The organism is Rhizobium sp. BT-226 (genome assembly GCF_025847085.2).
Taxonomy (GTDB): Bacteria; Pseudomonadota; Alphaproteobacteria; order Rhizobiales; family Rhizobiaceae; genus Rhizobium; species Rhizobium sophorae.
This window is the reverse complement of record NZ_JAOYTI010000004.1, coordinates 216,313-230,511: the sequence shown is the minus strand read 5'-3', so window position 1 is coordinate 230,511 and position 14,199 is coordinate 216,313. Positions and strand designations below refer to the sequence as shown.

General features: G+C 62.6%; 13 protein-coding genes. 1 reads left to right on the top strand and 12 read right to left on the bottom strand.

Going from position 1 to position 14,199, the window contains the following annotated elements:
* Window positions 1–167: 167 nt before the first annotated feature.
* The 8 genes from OIU37_RS25615 to epmA form a co-directional block, all read right to left on the bottom strand.
* Window positions 168–1,346: a glycosyltransferase family 4 protein gene (locus OIU37_RS25615; RefSeq protein WP_264258984.1), complete on the bottom strand. Its 1,179-nt coding sequence runs from the start codon at window positions 1,344–1,346 to the stop codon at window positions 168–170.
* Window positions 1,347–1,455: 109 nt separating this feature from the next.
* Entirely contained in the window at window positions 1,456–3,930 is a 2,475-nt protein-coding gene (locus tag OIU37_RS25610) for a glycoside hydrolase family 2 protein (RefSeq protein WP_182208593.1), read from the bottom strand.
* A 16-nt stretch (window positions 3,931–3,946) separates the two neighbouring features.
* The gene (locus OIU37_RS25605; protein WP_171604729.1) at window positions 3,947–4,939 is read right to left on the bottom strand and encodes a DUF1839 family protein; all 993 of its coding nucleotides are present in this window, start codon (window positions 4,937–4,939) and stop codon (window positions 3,947–3,949) included.
* On the bottom strand, window positions 4,930–5,838 hold the full coding sequence (locus OIU37_RS25600; RefSeq protein ID WP_012759415.1) for an amino acid--[acyl-carrier-protein] ligase: 909 nt from the start codon (window positions 5,836–5,838) through the stop codon (window positions 4,930–4,932). Before OIU37_RS25600 ends, OIU37_RS25605 begins: the two co-directional genes overlap by 10 nt.
* Window positions 5,839–5,843: 5 nt before the next feature.
* Window positions 5,844–7,025, bottom strand: coding sequence for an acyl-CoA dehydrogenase family protein (locus OIU37_RS25595; protein ID WP_264258982.1), 1,182 nt, complete (start codon window positions 7,023–7,025; stop codon window positions 5,844–5,846).
* Window positions 7,025–7,276 carry an acyl carrier protein gene (locus tag OIU37_RS25590; RefSeq protein ID WP_003543737.1) on the bottom strand — a complete coding sequence of 84 codons (252 nt, stop codon included), beginning with the start codon at window positions 7,274–7,276 and terminating at the stop codon, window positions 7,025–7,027. Before OIU37_RS25590 ends, OIU37_RS25595 begins: the two co-directional genes overlap by 1 nt.
* Window positions 7,277–7,540: 264 nt before the next feature.
* Complete coding sequence (locus OIU37_RS25585) at window positions 7,541–8,593, bottom strand: lysine-2,3-aminomutase-like protein (protein WP_264258981.1); 1,053 nt, start codon at window positions 8,591–8,593, stop codon at window positions 7,541–7,543.
* The gene (gene epmA / locus OIU37_RS25580; protein WP_264258980.1) at window positions 8,590–9,651 is read right to left on the bottom strand and encodes an EF-P lysine aminoacylase EpmA; all 1,062 of its coding nucleotides are present in this window, start codon (window positions 9,649–9,651) and stop codon (window positions 8,590–8,592) included. The genes OIU37_RS25585 and epmA overlap by 4 nt, the downstream gene beginning before the upstream one ends.
* 147 nt (window positions 9,652–9,798) lie before the next feature.
* On the opposite strand from epmA, the gene efp reads away from it, so the two are divergent.
* Window positions 9,799–10,368, top strand: a complete 570-nt coding sequence (efp, locus tag OIU37_RS25575) for an elongation factor P (RefSeq protein ID WP_028758989.1) — start codon at window positions 9,799–9,801, stop codon at window positions 10,366–10,368.
* A gap of 62 nt (window positions 10,369–10,430) precedes the next feature.
* Here efp and OIU37_RS25570 read toward each other — a convergent pair whose 3' ends face one another.
* The 4 genes from OIU37_RS25570 to OIU37_RS25555 are packed head-to-tail and all read right to left on the bottom strand — an operon-like array spanning window position 10,431 to window position 14,129.
* Window positions 10,431–11,159, bottom strand: coding sequence for an SIS domain-containing protein (locus OIU37_RS25570; protein WP_264258979.1), 729 nt, complete (start codon window positions 11,157–11,159; stop codon window positions 10,431–10,433).
* Window positions 11,160–11,176: 17 nt separating this feature from the next.
* Window positions 11,177–12,328 carry an N-acetylglucosamine-6-phosphate deacetylase gene (gene nagA, locus OIU37_RS25565; protein ID WP_240603985.1) on the bottom strand — a complete coding sequence of 384 codons (1,152 nt, stop codon included), beginning with the start codon at window positions 12,326–12,328 and terminating at the stop codon, window positions 11,177–11,179.
* Window positions 12,328–13,359, bottom strand: a complete 1,032-nt coding sequence (locus tag OIU37_RS25560; RefSeq protein ID WP_264258978.1) for an SIS domain-containing protein — start codon at window positions 13,357–13,359, stop codon at window positions 12,328–12,330. The genes nagA and OIU37_RS25560 overlap by 1 nt, the downstream gene beginning before the upstream one ends.
* Entirely contained in the window at window positions 13,356–14,129 is a 774-nt protein-coding gene (locus OIU37_RS25555; RefSeq protein WP_182208600.1) for a GntR family transcriptional regulator, read from the bottom strand. Before OIU37_RS25555 ends, OIU37_RS25560 begins: the two co-directional genes overlap by 4 nt.
* Window positions 14,130–14,199 lie beyond the last annotated feature (70 nt).

Below are 14,199 nucleotides of genomic sequence, written 5' to 3'. Positions count from 1 at the left end.
TAAAGCGCGTCGCGATCTTCAGATCGCTCCTCGCACTTTAGGTTTTTGTTTTTACGCATGTCGTTATCGCAAAACCGCTGCACACTTTTGCGCGACATGCTCTAAAGCCGCATACCCGCCATCTCTAATGCGAAAATGTTAAAATAAAGCGGAGTGACGACCTCAGCTTAGCTCGCCTGCATCGCCGCCAGCGTCTGAAGCGCCTTCTCGTAGCTGTTTTCCGCGAGGTAACGCAGCAGGAACTCCCGCGCCTTCTCGGCCTTCTCTCGCGCACGCTCGGGTGTGCGGAAGATATCTTGCAAGTGCGCGGCGGCCGCCTCGGGTGAGGGATCGGCCCAGACCGCGCCTTCGAGCCCGGCAAATTCGGGATGGGTATCGACCACCGGAATGAGGGGAGAGGCAACCAGCCAGCTATTGTCGGGATCGCAGAAATCCACCGTGCCCGACCAGCCTGTGGAAATGACCGGCGTCCGCTGCATGATCGCCTCGGCTACCGTCAACCCGAAACCCTCGGAGCGATGCAGCGAAAGATAAGCGTCTGAACTGCGGATGAGGCCATTGATATCGGAATCCGACATCCTGTCGGTGACGATCCTGATCCGGGTATTGCCCGCGACCGAGGCGACCAATTCGCGCAGGCCCTCATCCTTGTTAATATCGCCGCTGGCCTTCATCAACAGGAAGGCGCCGGGGCATTCGGCGGCAAATATCCGGAAGGCCTCGATGACGGCCTGCGGATTCTTCCGGTTGATCGAGGAGCCGGCGCTGAAGATGAAGCTGACGAGAAAGGCGTCTTCCTCGATGCCGAATTTCTGGCGCACGCCTTCCGTCGCCGGCTTCTCGGTGACAGGATGCGGAACGACGATGACCGGTGCCGCAGTGAGGGGCGCTATCGCCCGCCTGGTGAATTCCGACGGCACGAAGACGGCATTCATGTAATGCATCGCATTGCGCCACTCGGCCGGCACGACTTGGAGCTCCCAGGCGAAATAGCCGATGTTGAAGGCGCCGGTGAAATTGGCAACGCCCTTCTTCAGGATGGCGCGCGGCAGCATCGGCGGATTGAGATGCCAGATCCGGCTCCCCACAGGTTCGGTGGAGAGATGCGACGGCATCCATCCGGCGAAGGAATTCTCGTCAGGATGCGTGCTGACGTCGGAGAGCGAAATCGCCCGCCCCACCTCCGTCAATGCGCCGGCGCAGAGCCTTGCCGATTCGCCGACGCCGACCGCCATCGAGAGATAGCCGACGATTTCCACCGGCCTGCGCGGATTGAAGGCAAGACGCGACCGCGGGATCAGCCGCTGCAGAACATGGGCGCGCAGAAAGCGGTATATTGTTCTCAAATCACGGTCTTTCCCAATGGATCGGCATCATCCTTCGCAGCGCGTCAGCCCCAGAGCATGATGCCGAAAAGTGTGCGCGGTTTTCGGACGACAGCATGCTCTTTCCTTTCTAGAACGCGACGCGATGCGAACTGCCTAGACTTCTGACCTCGCCCGCAGGCGGAATATCGCTTTCCACGCCGGCCAGCGCGTGGAGCTTCACACGCCGCATCGCGCCGGGGGCAAGGTGGAACCAGTCGTCCTCGGCCCGATGGCCTTCGACGTCGATATGCACAGATTGCGCCAGCCGGTCGGTCCTGATGTCAACGAACCAGTCGTCGCCGTCTCTGGTGAGTGATGCTTCGATCCCTGCATCATGAAGCGCCTTCCCCCGTCCGCACGGGAAGTGGAAGCTCTCGGCGAGAATGGCGCCGTCCGCCAGCGAGCGCAGGCGCGCCACACTTGCATCATGCGCCGGCGGCCCGAAGCGGAAGGCATAGGTCGTATCGAAGAAGGCGCCGAACAGCGCGGTGCAGGCAAGGCGCTCCGTGTCCCTTGCCGCCAGCTTGAAGGCCCTGCTGCCGCTGACGACCTGCTGTTTTCCGCCGCGCAGGCAGACAACCTCGAGCTCGACATCGAGTGCTGCATCCGTCTCGTTGACGACATGCACGTCGAGACCGTTCGTTCCCTCGTCGGTGAAGACCACTTGCACCGGCCGGAATGCACGGCGCATCGCATACCAGACCGGCTTCGGCTCTCCGGTGGAGTCGATCACTCCCCAGCCGGGGCCGGGCAGTAGATCCTGCAGTGTCCAGACGAGCGCGCCATTGCAGGCGGAGCCCCTGCGCCGCCATTCGGCAAAAACCTCCTCGATCACCTCGCCGGTCGCGGCGCGGGAGAGATCGAGATAGCGTTCCGGATCTTCGCGGCGCAGCTCAGCCGGATCGAAACCGTAGAGAAGCTGCAGGTAGAAGTCGCGAACATCCTCGAAATCCCACGATGCACTGCGGTCGCGCGGCACGCGGGCCTTCCATAGCGGGCTGTGGACGGCGGGCACATCGAGATGACGCTGCAGCGTCCTTTGCTGCGGCACATGCGCGAAGGCGAGGCTTTCGGAAGCAAAACGCACATCGGCGCGGCGTGCATCGGCAATCGGCCGCATATAGGCGCCGACGCCGTAATAATGCGCAATACCGGCATTGGGCGAAAAGGGCATTGCCCCGCCATATGGCGAGTTCGGCACATAGGGCACGTCGGGGCGCATGCGCGCGACGACCGCCGGGATGATTTCATCGGTGACCGGCCCGCTCCAGAATTCCGCCGGCAGGCCGAGCATGGCCGCCTGCTGGTGGATTTCGCTGCCACCGCAAAGCACCGCGAGGGAAGGCGCCCCCTGCACACCGTGCAGGAACTCCTCGACCTCCGCATGCACGTGACCGAGAAAAGCCTTGTCGTTGCGCGGATAATCGAAATTGGCGAACATGAAATCCTGCCAGACGAGCAGACCGAGCTCGTCGCAGAGCGCGAAGAAATCAGGCGTTTCGTAGGCCATGGTGCCGCCGATGCGGATCATGTTCATGCCGGCTGCAGCGGCAAGCCGCAGGAACGGCTCATAATCCGCCCGCCCGCCCGGCAATCGCACGATATCGGCCGTCGCCCACACCGCGCCGCGGCAGAAGAGGCGTTCGCCGTTGACGAGGAGCGCGAAATCATCGCCATCGGCACCGCGGTCGACGTCGATGCGCCGGAAGCCGGTCCTGCCGAGCGGATATTCCACGCCGTCGGAAACCAGCGTTAGCTCATAGAGACGCGGAGCGCCATGCGTATGCGGCCACCAGGCCTCGATGTCGGAAAGCTTCAGGATAGCCGAGTAATGACTGTCGCCGACCTTCTCGAAGGGCTGCTCCATCCCGCCGCAGCGCAGCAGCATTGCCGGATCCTCGGCATTGCTGTGCAGGGAAACGCTGAGGCGGCCGATACCACTCTCCTCCAATACGGCGCGTATGGAGACATTGTCGATCGAGACGGGATGACGCCGTACCATCGAAATCGGCCGCCATGGCCCGACGGCATGGATATCGGGGCACCAGCCCGGCATATGGCCGAGCAGCGTCGTGCGGAAATTCTTCAAGCCCGCCGGCGTGATCATCTGCGGCCGCCAGCGCGCACGCGGGCCTGGCTCGGACAGACGGGGGCCGAGCGCCCGGAAGCACAGTGCCAGTTCGTCGCCGCCCGAAAGCGTCACCGGAATCTCGTGCGCCGTGAACATGCTCTCGGAAAACAGGATTTCCTGGCCGTTCAGGAAGACATGGCAGAGCGTCGCCAGCCCTTCGAAACGCAGGATCGCATCGCCGGGCTCGGCATCGAAAAGCCGGCAGAGATACCAGGCATCCCGCGTGTTCAGCGGCTCGGGATTTTCCCGATCGAAGAGCCCGGCTTTTTCGAGGGCTGCGGCGACGGTGCCGGGAACGGGTGCTGGAATGAACTGCGCCGACAGCGGGATGTCATGCGGCACGGCGCAGGCGCCCGGCTCCGTCAGGATCAGGTTCCAGCCTTCGGAAAGTAGACTTTCCTCGGCACCGATGCTCGCCAAACGCCCCCGCATGGTTAGATCTCCGGCCTCAGATTCGCCCCGCAAGCGACGCCATCATGGAATCCCATGCATCGGCGGCCGGATCAAGAGCTGCCTGCAACGGCTCGAACTTCCTGCGGGTGACGGCGCGGGCAAGCTGGAACTGCACCGATTTCGCCACCTCCGAAATGCGCCTGGCATGCTCAGTGGCAGCCGCGAATTCACCAGGGGAAAGCCAGGTGAGGTGATCGGCCGCCAGCTCGAAATTGGCGCCCACCTGGCGAAGCGTGTTGAAGGCGTATTTGTGGAAGAAGCCGAACGGGCGTTCCGCCACCGCTTCGACCTGTTGCGGAAAGACGCTTGCAAAGGCGCGGATCGGGTTTTCGCGGGGACACCGGGCAAAATGAAAACCGGCAAGCCGCCGCGCGGTCGCGCGCAGATGCGCTTCATCTGCCGGCCTTTCCGGGAACCGGGCAAATTCCGTATAGGGCAGGAACGGCGGGTCGTTTTCCGTCAGCTGCAGCTGGAACAGACCGTCGAAATCCTCGCCTTCGAGTCGGAAATAACCGGCATTGTGGAAATAATCGACGCGCTTGGTCGCAACATCAAGCCGGTTGATCGCAACGGTCGTCTTGCCGTGCTCCTGCCGGTAGGCAGTGCCGCGCGTATCCGGCATGTAGAAGGAATCCATTTCGATCAGGCAGAGACGGCCCCGCGCGATCTGCACCTCGACATGGCGTTCGACACTGTCGTAGATGGCAAGCTCGGTCGCACGAATGCCGTAGAGCGCTTCGAGATCCTCAAGCGGCACCTTGAAGAAGGTGAACTGGTCGCCCTCGAAATCCTGCGTCAGGGTAAAACCCAGCATCGCCTCCGGCGCAACGCCTGATGTCGCCAGAACTTCGATCCAGAGATCGACATAGCAATTGGTTTCCGGCCAGGCGCGCTCACCGGAATGCAGCGCATGCGCCCGGTAGGTTTCCGGGTCGATTCCCGAAAATACCCCCGAAAATACCGATGTCATCGATTTGCTCAGCCCCACAGCGCTTTCCGGACGCTGGCCGGCCATTGCTTCACATCGAGCCCGTGATGATGGAAGAGGGCAAGGGCGATGCGCTCCAGTCCGAAGCCGACGCAGGCGGTGTGCGCGACACTGCCGTCTTCGAGATTGAGACCCCACTTCGTGCCGAAGGCATCCTGATGGTAGTTGAAGCTCATGCAGGCGGTCGGATTGGCAGCCGAGGTGATCGGGATCAGAAGCTCGAACTTCAGGTTCTGGTCGCGCTGATTATTGGCGAGCATCTTACCGGCGCGGCCGAAGAACGGATCATTGGCGACGTCGATCGTCACCTCGAGGCCGACTGCCTTCATCATCTCGACGCCGCGGTCCATCCAGCGCTGGCGGAAATCCGTGACGTGCAGCTCAGTGCCCATGCAGACATATTCACGCATGCGGAACAGCTGCTGGCGGGCCGGGTCTTTCGACGGCTCATGGCGGAAGCAATAGGATTGCAGGTCGAAGAGGCCGCCCGTCTTCGGCAGGTTGCCGCGCTTGGCGATCGTCGGATAGAGCGGATAGCAGGCCGCCGGCGTCAGCACGATGTCGGTCGCCTCCTGTCCCTTGGTCCAATCTTCGCCGACTTCCATGCATTGCAGCAGGCTGACATGATCGAGCTCGCTGCCGCAGAAGCTGTGCACCGTGCCGGCGAGCTGCGGAAAGCTCTTCATGTAGCCGCTCTTCTCGAAGAAGGCGCGGTTCATGCCGGGCGGAAAGCGCATGGCTTCGGCACCATCGGCGCCGCCGAACGTGTCGATCAGGCGCTCGAAGGCAGCGATCACATCTTCGAACTGGCCGCTGCGGCCGTAGAGCCCGTCGATGCCGGTATCGATCAGCAGACCGGATTCGAAAAGCCGGTCCAGAAACGAGGTCTGCATATCCATGACTGTCACCCCAGTAGGCTAGTGTCCTGCTTATGGACAAGAAGCATGCTCGACGTGTTGCCGAGGATGCGGTCATTCGAAATCATGAGCTGTGCGGAATGCGCGTCGCGCAGATGGCGTCCGAGGCTGAAGGGCGTGCCATTCTTGTAGCCCATGATGCCGCAGATCAGCATGGCATGGTTGACGATCTCCAGGATCGTCTCGGACGAGGCGATCTTGACGTTGTTCATCGCCACCGCAAATCCCATCGAAGACAGCCTGTCGGCATCAGTCTTAGCATCCTCATAGGCCTTGAGGCCGGCAACCACGTTGGATTTGACCATCTGCAGCAGGTTCGAAACCTCGGCGAGGCGCAGCGCGCCCGGCGGCTGGGCATCCGGCGCCTTGCGGGCGGCGGCACGCACGAAAGCCTGGGCACGCACAACGGCATCGACGGCGATGCCGTACCAGACGCCGCTCCACAAGAGGTGTGAGGAGGCAAGCATGGATTGCGCCGCGATCTCCGCGAAAGGCTTCGGCAGGATCTGGCAAGCCGGCGCTTGTCCCTTGAAAAGGAAACCGTCGGAGCAGGTTCCGCGCATGCCGAGCGTATTCCAGACATGCGTTTTCTCGAGCGTGTACTGGTCCTTGAGGAAGGCCGTCAGCACCTGATCGGAGGAAGCCGCCTGCGCGTGGGCACGCGAGGTGATGAGAATGGCGTCGGCGTGCGAGCCGTAGGAAATGACGGTCGCATCCTTTTCGAGGCGGCACGTGTCGCCATCGACCTCGACCGCGCAGATGCTGTTGCGCAGGTTTCCGCCGATACCGCCTTCGGTGGTGGCGGATGCGATCAGCAGCTGCTCGGCTGCGATGCGGCGCATGAAACCACGATGCCATTCGCTGTCGACGCCGTGTTCAACGAGGCTCGACAGCTTGATGTGGTGCATGGCGAAGACCATGGCGCTTGCGGCACAGGCCTGGCCGAGCATCGAGCACAATTCGGCGATCTCGGTGATCGAGGCGGACTCGCCGCCGAGATGGCGCGGCACCTGGATGCCGAGCAGCCTTTCAGCCTTCATCGCATCGACGGCTTCCCGGGGGAAGCGGGCCTCGGCATCAACGGTATCCGCGTGTTTCGCCGCAATTTCGGCGACACGGGCCACCCTTGTGACAAGACCGTCCTGCATGATCTTGACGGGGAAATTCATCAGGCGACCTTCCGGCTGTCCCGGATGAGATCGACGGTCCTGGCGATGGCCGAGATGCTCGCGAAGGATTTGCGGTTCAGGAGATTGTCGGGAAATTCGATGTCGAAGGCCTCTTCTAGGCCAAGCATCAACTGCACAGAAGCAAAGGACGTCAAACCTGCCGCATACAGATCGGCGTCGTCGGCGACCTGGTCGATCGACCCAGGAAGCTTGCCGAATTTGGCTACGAGGTCGCGGATTGCCTTATTCATCCCATCACTCCAAGATTCTCATGATCCCGAACCGGCGTTCATCGCCTTGTCATGAGCGTTCTTTTAGTGCGGAAAACAGAACATTCCGCTAATTTATTGCGTTAAATATGACTGAGGCTCATAGTTAGGATTTTAGCGATCCTTCCCGAGCCGTCGTAAACAACCACCTTATATCAATGGCTTAAGGTAATTTGGACGCTGCGGCACACTCTGGTTTCTGAAGTGGCGAGTACAGAAATGACACGCAAAACGCCGCGTTTTGCCTCAACCGGCCGGCGGATAGGAATGCGCGCCGCCGCGATAATCGGTGACGGAATAACATCCGTCGCCTGTCGCCCGGATCGCGCTCCCACTGACGACGGCCTTGCCGTGACCGCCTGGGATATCGAGGATGTAGGCCGGCTGGCAGAGACCGGAAATCCGGCCGCGCAACCCCGCGACGATCTCCTGCCCCTCCTCGATCGTTACTCTGAAATGACTGGTACCGGGCGCCAGATCCGGATGATGGAGGTAATAGGGTTTGACGCGGATTTCGACGAAGGCCTTCATCAGCTTCGCGAGCACGTCGGGATCGTCATTGACACCCTTGAGCAGGACCGACTGGCTGACCATGGCGATGCCGGCATCGACGAGGCGGCCGCAGGCGGCCCGCGCTTCCGGCGTCAGTTCGCTGACATGGTTGGCGTGCAGCGCCAGATAGACTGTCTTGCCGCTCGCCTTCAGCGCGGCGATCAGCGCCGCATCGATCTTCTCGGGATCGACGACCGGAACGCGCGTGTGGAAACGCACGATCTTCACATGCGCGATGCCGGCAAGCGCCTCCATGATCTCGCCGAGCCGGCGCGGCGAAAGCACCAGCGGATCACCGCCGGTGAGGATGACCTCCCAGATCTCCTCATGACCGCGGATATAATCGAAAGCGGCCTGCATCGCCGCGGCATCGAGCGTGCCGAGGCCCTGCGGCCCCACCATTTCGCGTCGGAAGCAGAAACGGCAATAGACCGGGCAGACATGCACGGCCTTGAGCAGCACGCGGTCAGGATAGCGATGAACGATGCCCTCGACTGGGCTATGGGCATGATCGCCGATCGGATCGGCGCGCTCTTCCGGGGCGATCGTGAGTTCAGCCGCATCGGGCACGAATTGCCGAGCGATCGGATCATCGGGATTGGCTCGATCAATAAGCTTGCTGATCGCAGGCGTCAGCGCAACCGCGTAACGCGCCGCCACCTCCTCGAGCGCTATGCGATCGGCAGGTGCGACCAGCCCCGCCTTCACGAGATCGTCGACACTCTTGATCGGTTTGACGACATTCATGTTCCATACTCCGCAACCGGCGCCCAGAGTACCTGGTCGATGCGCGATGCTCCCGTCGCCAGCATCACCAGCCGGTCGAAGCCGAGCGCGATACCGCTTGCGTCAGGCATCAGCGACAGCGCGGCGAGCAAATCCTCGTCGATCGGATAGGTCTCGCCGTAGACCCGCGCCTTCTCGGCCATCTCGATCTCGAACCGTCGCCGCTGTTCGGCAGCGTTGGTGAGTTCGCCGAAGCCATTCGCAAGCTCGACGCCGCAGGCATAGAGTTCGAAACGCTCGGCAACCCTCGGATCGCGTGCCGAGGGACGCGCAAGGGCTGCCTCCGAGATCGGATATTCGTCGAGGATGGTAATGCGGCCGAAGCCGAGACGCGGCTCGATCTTTTCGACCAGCACCCGGCTGAAGAGATCGGCCCAGCCGTCGTCATCGGCAACACGCATGCCAACGCGCGTCGTCTCGGCCGCCAGATGGTCGCGATCGGTCGAACCGTCGGCTGCGACCGAGGCGAGAAGATCAATGCCGGCATGACGCTCGAACGCTTCGGCAATGCTGATCCGCTCCGGCCCGGCGAAGGGATCGCTCTCGGCGCCGCGATAAGCAAGCTTGCCGGTCTTTACCGTCTCAGTCGCCAGCGCCAGGATCCGCACGCAATCCATCATCAGGCTCTCGTAGCTTTCGCCGGCCCGATACCATTCGAGCATGGTAAACTCAGGATGATGCAGCGGCCCGCGCTCGCGGTTGCGATAGACATGGGCAAAACACGAGATGCGCTCCTCGCCCGCCGCAAGCAGCTTCTTGCAGGCAAACTCCGGCGAGGTATGCAGGTAAAACGGCGCCTTTTGCCCATCCGTCGTCAGTGCTTCCGTGGCGAAGGCATGCAGATGCGCCTCGTTGCCGGGAGAGATCTGCAGCACCGCCGTATCCACCTCGATGAAATCCTCGCGCGCGAAAAACCCGCGCAACGCCGCCTGGATCGCATTGCGACCGATCAGGAACGGACGGCGGTCGGCATGCACGGACGGGGTCCACCAGGGGGACGCTTTCGCCGAAGAGTTCATTCCAAGCTTTCTTCGCCGGAGAAGCCGGTATGGGGGGTGGCTATTTCCCGGATTTTAGGTTAGTTGCGCCCCAAAGAAAAACATTTGCGTCTTCGGGCGTCTCGACAGTCATCTACGACGCCGAAAGCCGAGTTACAAGGAAGTCTTATGGTCAAGGTCATCGCCTCTTCGGTCCGCAAGGGCAACGTTCTCGATGTCGACGGCAAGCTCTACGTCGTTCTCACCGCCCAGAACTTTCATCCGGGCAAGGGCACGCCGGTCACCCAGGTCGACATGCGTCGCATCGTCGACGGCGTGAAGGTTTCCGAGCGCTGGCGTACCACCGAACAGGTCGAGCGCGCCTTCGTCGAAGACGTGAACCATCAGTTCCTCTACGAGGACGGCGAAGGCTTTCACTTCATGAACCCTGGAAACTACGATCAGGTCGTCGTCGATGTCGAGACGATGGGTGACGACAAGGCTTATCTGCAGGAAGGCATGACCTGCGTTCTGTCAATGCATGAAGGCATTGCGCTGGCGATCCAGATGCCGCGCCATGTCACGCTCGAAATCACCGAGACGGAACCGGTCGTCAAGGGCCAGACGGCATCGTCCTCCTACAAGCCGGCCATGTTGTCAAACGGCGTGCGCACCATGGTGCCGCCGCACATCAATGCCGGCACTCGCGTCGTCATCGCCACGGAAGACAATTCCTACGTCGAACGCGCCAAGGATTGATCCCTGGTTTCAGCCTATCGAAGAGGCCGGCTCATCCCGGCCTTTTTTTGTGTCCGCCACCTTCAAAGATGCGGGTTGCGCGGCCGGTATTTCTTGACGAGCTTCTGGTTGATCTCGGCGGCGCCCGGCATGTTGGCGCTGAGATAGACCGGTGCATCGCCGGATTTCGAAAGATCCGAGGCAACTTCCGCGAAGATCGCATTGATCACTGTCACCCCGACCGCCGTCGAGACCGGCCCAACCCGAAGTCCGGTGCCTTCGAGATCGACAACGGCATCACCCGGCGGCAACCCGTTATCGAGCACCACATCGGCGACGTCGGCGAGCCGCCGGCGGCCATTGGCGATCGCCGAGGAATAGGCGATTGAAGTGATGGCAATCACCTTTGCGCCGATTTCGCGCGCATAGTCGGCCGCCTCGATCGGCGCGGCGTTCACGCCGGAATTGGAGGCGATGATGATGACATCGCCGGGCTGCATGCCGTAGCGCTCCAACATCGGCCGCACCAGGCCCTGTGTGCGCTCATAGACGGAGCTGATGACCGCACCCTCATGCAGCATGGCCGAGCCGACGAGCACCGGCACGGTGAAGGCGAGCCCGCCGGCACGATAGTGCACCTCTTCCGCCAGCATATGCGAATGGCCGGTGCCGAAGACATAGACGCGCTTGTCGCCGCGGGCGGCATCGAGGATGACGGCTGCTGCCTGCGCCATCGGCTGGGCAAGCGTCTGCTTCAGTTCCTCCAGCCGACCGATCAGATTGGAGAAATAGGCATCGGTAATGTCGGTCATCCCACGTCTCCTTGATTTCAGGCCGCTTCGCCGCTGAGCCAGGTGGCGGTGACGGCAAGCGCATCGGTGAGATGCACGAGATCGGCACGCGTACCCGGCGAGAGATGGCCGCGATCGGCAAGCCGGAGGAACCGGGCCGGATAAAGCGTCGCCATGCGCAACGCCTCGGCGAGCGTCAGGTCGAGATAGGTAACGCCGTACCGGATCGTCGAGATCATGTCGACGTCGGAACCGGCCAGCGTGCCGTCGGACAGCACCAGCTTCGAGCAGAAGCCGCCCCTTTCGCGCCGGACGGTGCGCCCGTTCAGCGTGAACGAGTCCTTCTCCGACCCGACGAGCGACATCGCGTCGGTGACGAAAAACAGCTTGCCTTCGCCGCGCTTGGCGCGCAGCGCCGTGCGCAGGGCCTTCGGATCGACATGATGGCCGTCGGCGATGATGCCGCACCAGGTCGAAGGATGATCGATCGCCGCGCCGACGAGGCCGGGCGTGCGGTGTCCGAGCTGGCTCATGGCGTTGAAGAGATGCGTGACGCCCCGCGCCCCGGCATCGAAACGTTCTTCCGCCGCCTCGCTCGAACAATCGGAATGGCCGATGCTGATGGTGACGCCCGCTTCCGCAAGCTCGCGCACTTGGGCAACCGTCACCTGCTCGGCAGCCATGGTGACGAGCAGCGTGCCGATCGCCTCGCGCGCCGCAATGAAAGCCTTGACGTCGCGGTCCTCCACCGGCCGCATCAGTTCGGCCAGATGCGCGCCCTTCCTCGCAGGCGCCAGATGCGGGCCTTCAAGATGCAGGCCGGCAACCCCGCGGTTCGCCTTCACGGCCTCCTTGGCCGCCTCGATCGCGGCAGCGGATGCTTCTGATGTATCGGTAATCAGCGTCGGCAACAGCGACATTGTGCCATAAGGCCGGTGCCCGCCGGCGATAATGTCCATCGAGGCGGTGGAAGGCTCGTCGTTCAGCATCCGCCCGGCGCCGCCATTGACTTGCGCATCGATGAAGCCGGCCGACAGAACGCCGCCGGCAAGCGTCACGACCTCGCCATCCGGTAGGTCGTTTCTCGCGACGATCGTTTCGACGCGGCCATCGGCAACGATGAGGGCTTTCTCGTCATGGAAACGCTCGCCATCGAAGATGCGGGCGCCGAGGAAGATCTTGCGGGCCATCAGACCGTCTCCGTCACCTTGAGCAGGTTTGCCGGCTTGTCTGGATCGAAGCCCTTGCGGCGCGTCACCGACTCGATCAGCCGGTAATAGACGAGCAGCGACACCAGCGGATCGACCAGGCCGTTGCCCGTCGTCGGCACGCGCAGATGAACACCGGAAAGCGGCTGCGTCGAGAAGCCGACGGTGGTGGCGCCGAGTTTCTGCAGGCGCTTCAGCGCCTGGACATTGTTGGCGAAGGCCGCATCGTCGGGCGCAAAGGCGACGATCGGGAAGCCCGGCTGCACCAGGCGCATGGGGCCGTGCATCAGTTCTGCCAGCGAGAAGGCCTCGGCATGCAGGCCGGAGGTTTCCTTGGCCTTCAGCGCCGCTTCGAGCGCGATCGCGAAAGCCGGGCCGCGGCCGGCCGTATAGAGCGAGGTCGCGTTGAAGAGCACCTCCTCGGCTGCCGCCGTGTCGATGCCGGCAGTTGCCGAAAGCGCCTCCGGCAGTTTGCCGAGCGCGGCCTGCAGATCGGACGCGCCGCCGATCGCAGCCGTTACCCCGGAAAGAGCAGCAACCGAGGCGATGAAGGATTTTGTCGCCGCGACACTCTTTTCCGCGCCAGCATTGAGGCCGAGAACGACATCGGCCTGTTTGGCAAGCGGGCTGTCGGTAACGTTGACGACGGCGATCGTCGTCGCGCCGCCCTTCTTCGCCGCATCCTGCAGCGCGACGATGTCGGGGCTGGCGCCCGACTGCGAGACGGTGAAATGGACACCGCCCTTCAGATGCAGCGCCGCACCATAGACCGAAGCGATCGACGGGCCGACCGAGGCGACCGGAACGCCGCAGGTGATCTCGAAGAGATATTTGAAAAAAGTGGCGGCGTGGTCCGAGGAGCCGCGCGCTGCCGTCGTCACCACGCTCGGGCGGGCGGACGAAAACAACCGGGCGATCTCGGCAAAGACCGGTTTTTCCTTTTCGAGCAGCGTGGCGACCACCTCGGGCGATTGGCCGGCTTCCTGCAGCATCAGCGACTGGTTGTCATTCATAGGTCATCTCCGATTCTCAATTCGGCAACGAAATCATAGGCATCGCCGCGATAATGCGAGCGGGTGTATTCGACGACGCGCTGGTCTTCCAGCCGCGAGACACGTTCGATCAGAAGCGCCGGCGCGCCGGCCTTGACGTTCAGGATCGCGGCGGAGGACGGGTCGAGCGTGACCGCGGTCAGCCGCTGCAGCGCGCGCACGGGCCTGTGGCCACTGGCCGTCAGCGCATCGTAGAGCGATCCCTCGCCGCCGGCATCGTCGCCTAAGAACTTGATCGGCACCACGGCGCGTTCGATCGCCAGCGGCAGGCCGTCGGCAAGGCGCAAGCGGTCGAGCCTCAGCACCGGTTCGTCACCGCCGAGGCCAAGCAGGAAGGATTCCTCCGGCGACGGTGTATTGACCGACCGCGACAATATCCGTGCGGCCGGCAGACGCCCGCGCGAGCGCATGTCAGCGGAGAAGGAGGAAAGCCGCCACAGCGACTGTTCCATGCGCTCCACCCGGCTCGAGACGAAAGTACCGCTTCCGTGGCGCGATTCCAGTGCGCCGGATGCCATCAGATCGCGATAGGCGGTGCGTACGGTGACACGGCCGAGCTTCAGAGCCTCGGCAAGGTCGCGCTCGCCCGGGAGTGCGGTGCCGGGCTTCAGCAGCCCTTCCTGAATGAGGCCGGTCAGCGTCTGCGCCAGCCGCTTGTAAAGCGGCCCGGTCAGGGCCTCGTCACGCAGGCCGCGGCTGTTCAGTTCCGCTATCAGACTGGTTCTATCCATGGGCACACAATAGAACCTATATAGAACCAATCGGCAAGACAGAATCGAACACGGAACGAAAAAACCCTCG

Coding starts and splice junctions, on each gene's coding strand:
- OIU37_RS25590 (WP_003543737.1), bottom strand. CDS start 7,276: ATGAATAAGGCAATCCGCGACCTCGTAGCCAAATTCGGCAAGCTTCCT.
- OIU37_RS25555 (WP_182208600.1), bottom strand. CDS start 14,129: ATGGATAGAACCAGTCTGATAGCGGAACTGAACAGCCGCGGCCTGCGT.
- OIU37_RS25560 (WP_264258978.1), bottom strand. CDS start 13,359: ATGAATGACAACCAGTCGCTGATGCTGCAGGAAGCCGGCCAATCGCCC.
- OIU37_RS25610 (WP_182208593.1), bottom strand. CDS start 3,930: ATGCGGGGGCGTTTGGCGAGCATCGGTGCCGAGGAAAGTCTACTTTCC.
- OIU37_RS25600 (WP_012759415.1), bottom strand. CDS start 5,838: ATGGATATGCAGACCTCGTTTCTGGACCGGCTTTTCGAATCCGGTCTG.
- OIU37_RS25570 (WP_264258979.1), bottom strand. CDS start 11,159: ATGACCGACATTACCGATGCCTATTTCTCCAATCTGATCGGTCGGCTG.
- epmA (WP_264258980.1), bottom strand. CDS start 9,651: ATGAACTCTTCGGCGAAAGCGTCCCCCTGGTGGACCCCGTCCGTGCAT.
- efp (WP_028758989.1), top strand. CDS start 9,799: ATGGTCAAGGTCATCGCCTCTTCGGTCCGCAAGGGCAACGTTCTCGAT.
- OIU37_RS25595 (WP_264258982.1), bottom strand. CDS start 7,025: ATGAATTTCCCCGTCAAGATCATGCAGGACGGTCTTGTCACAAGGGTG.
- nagA (WP_240603985.1), bottom strand. CDS start 12,328: ATGGCCCGCAAGATCTTCCTCGGCGCCCGCATCTTCGATGGCGAGCGT.
- OIU37_RS25585 (WP_264258981.1), bottom strand. CDS start 8,593: ATGAATGTCGTCAAACCGATCAAGAGTGTCGACGATCTCGTGAAGGCG.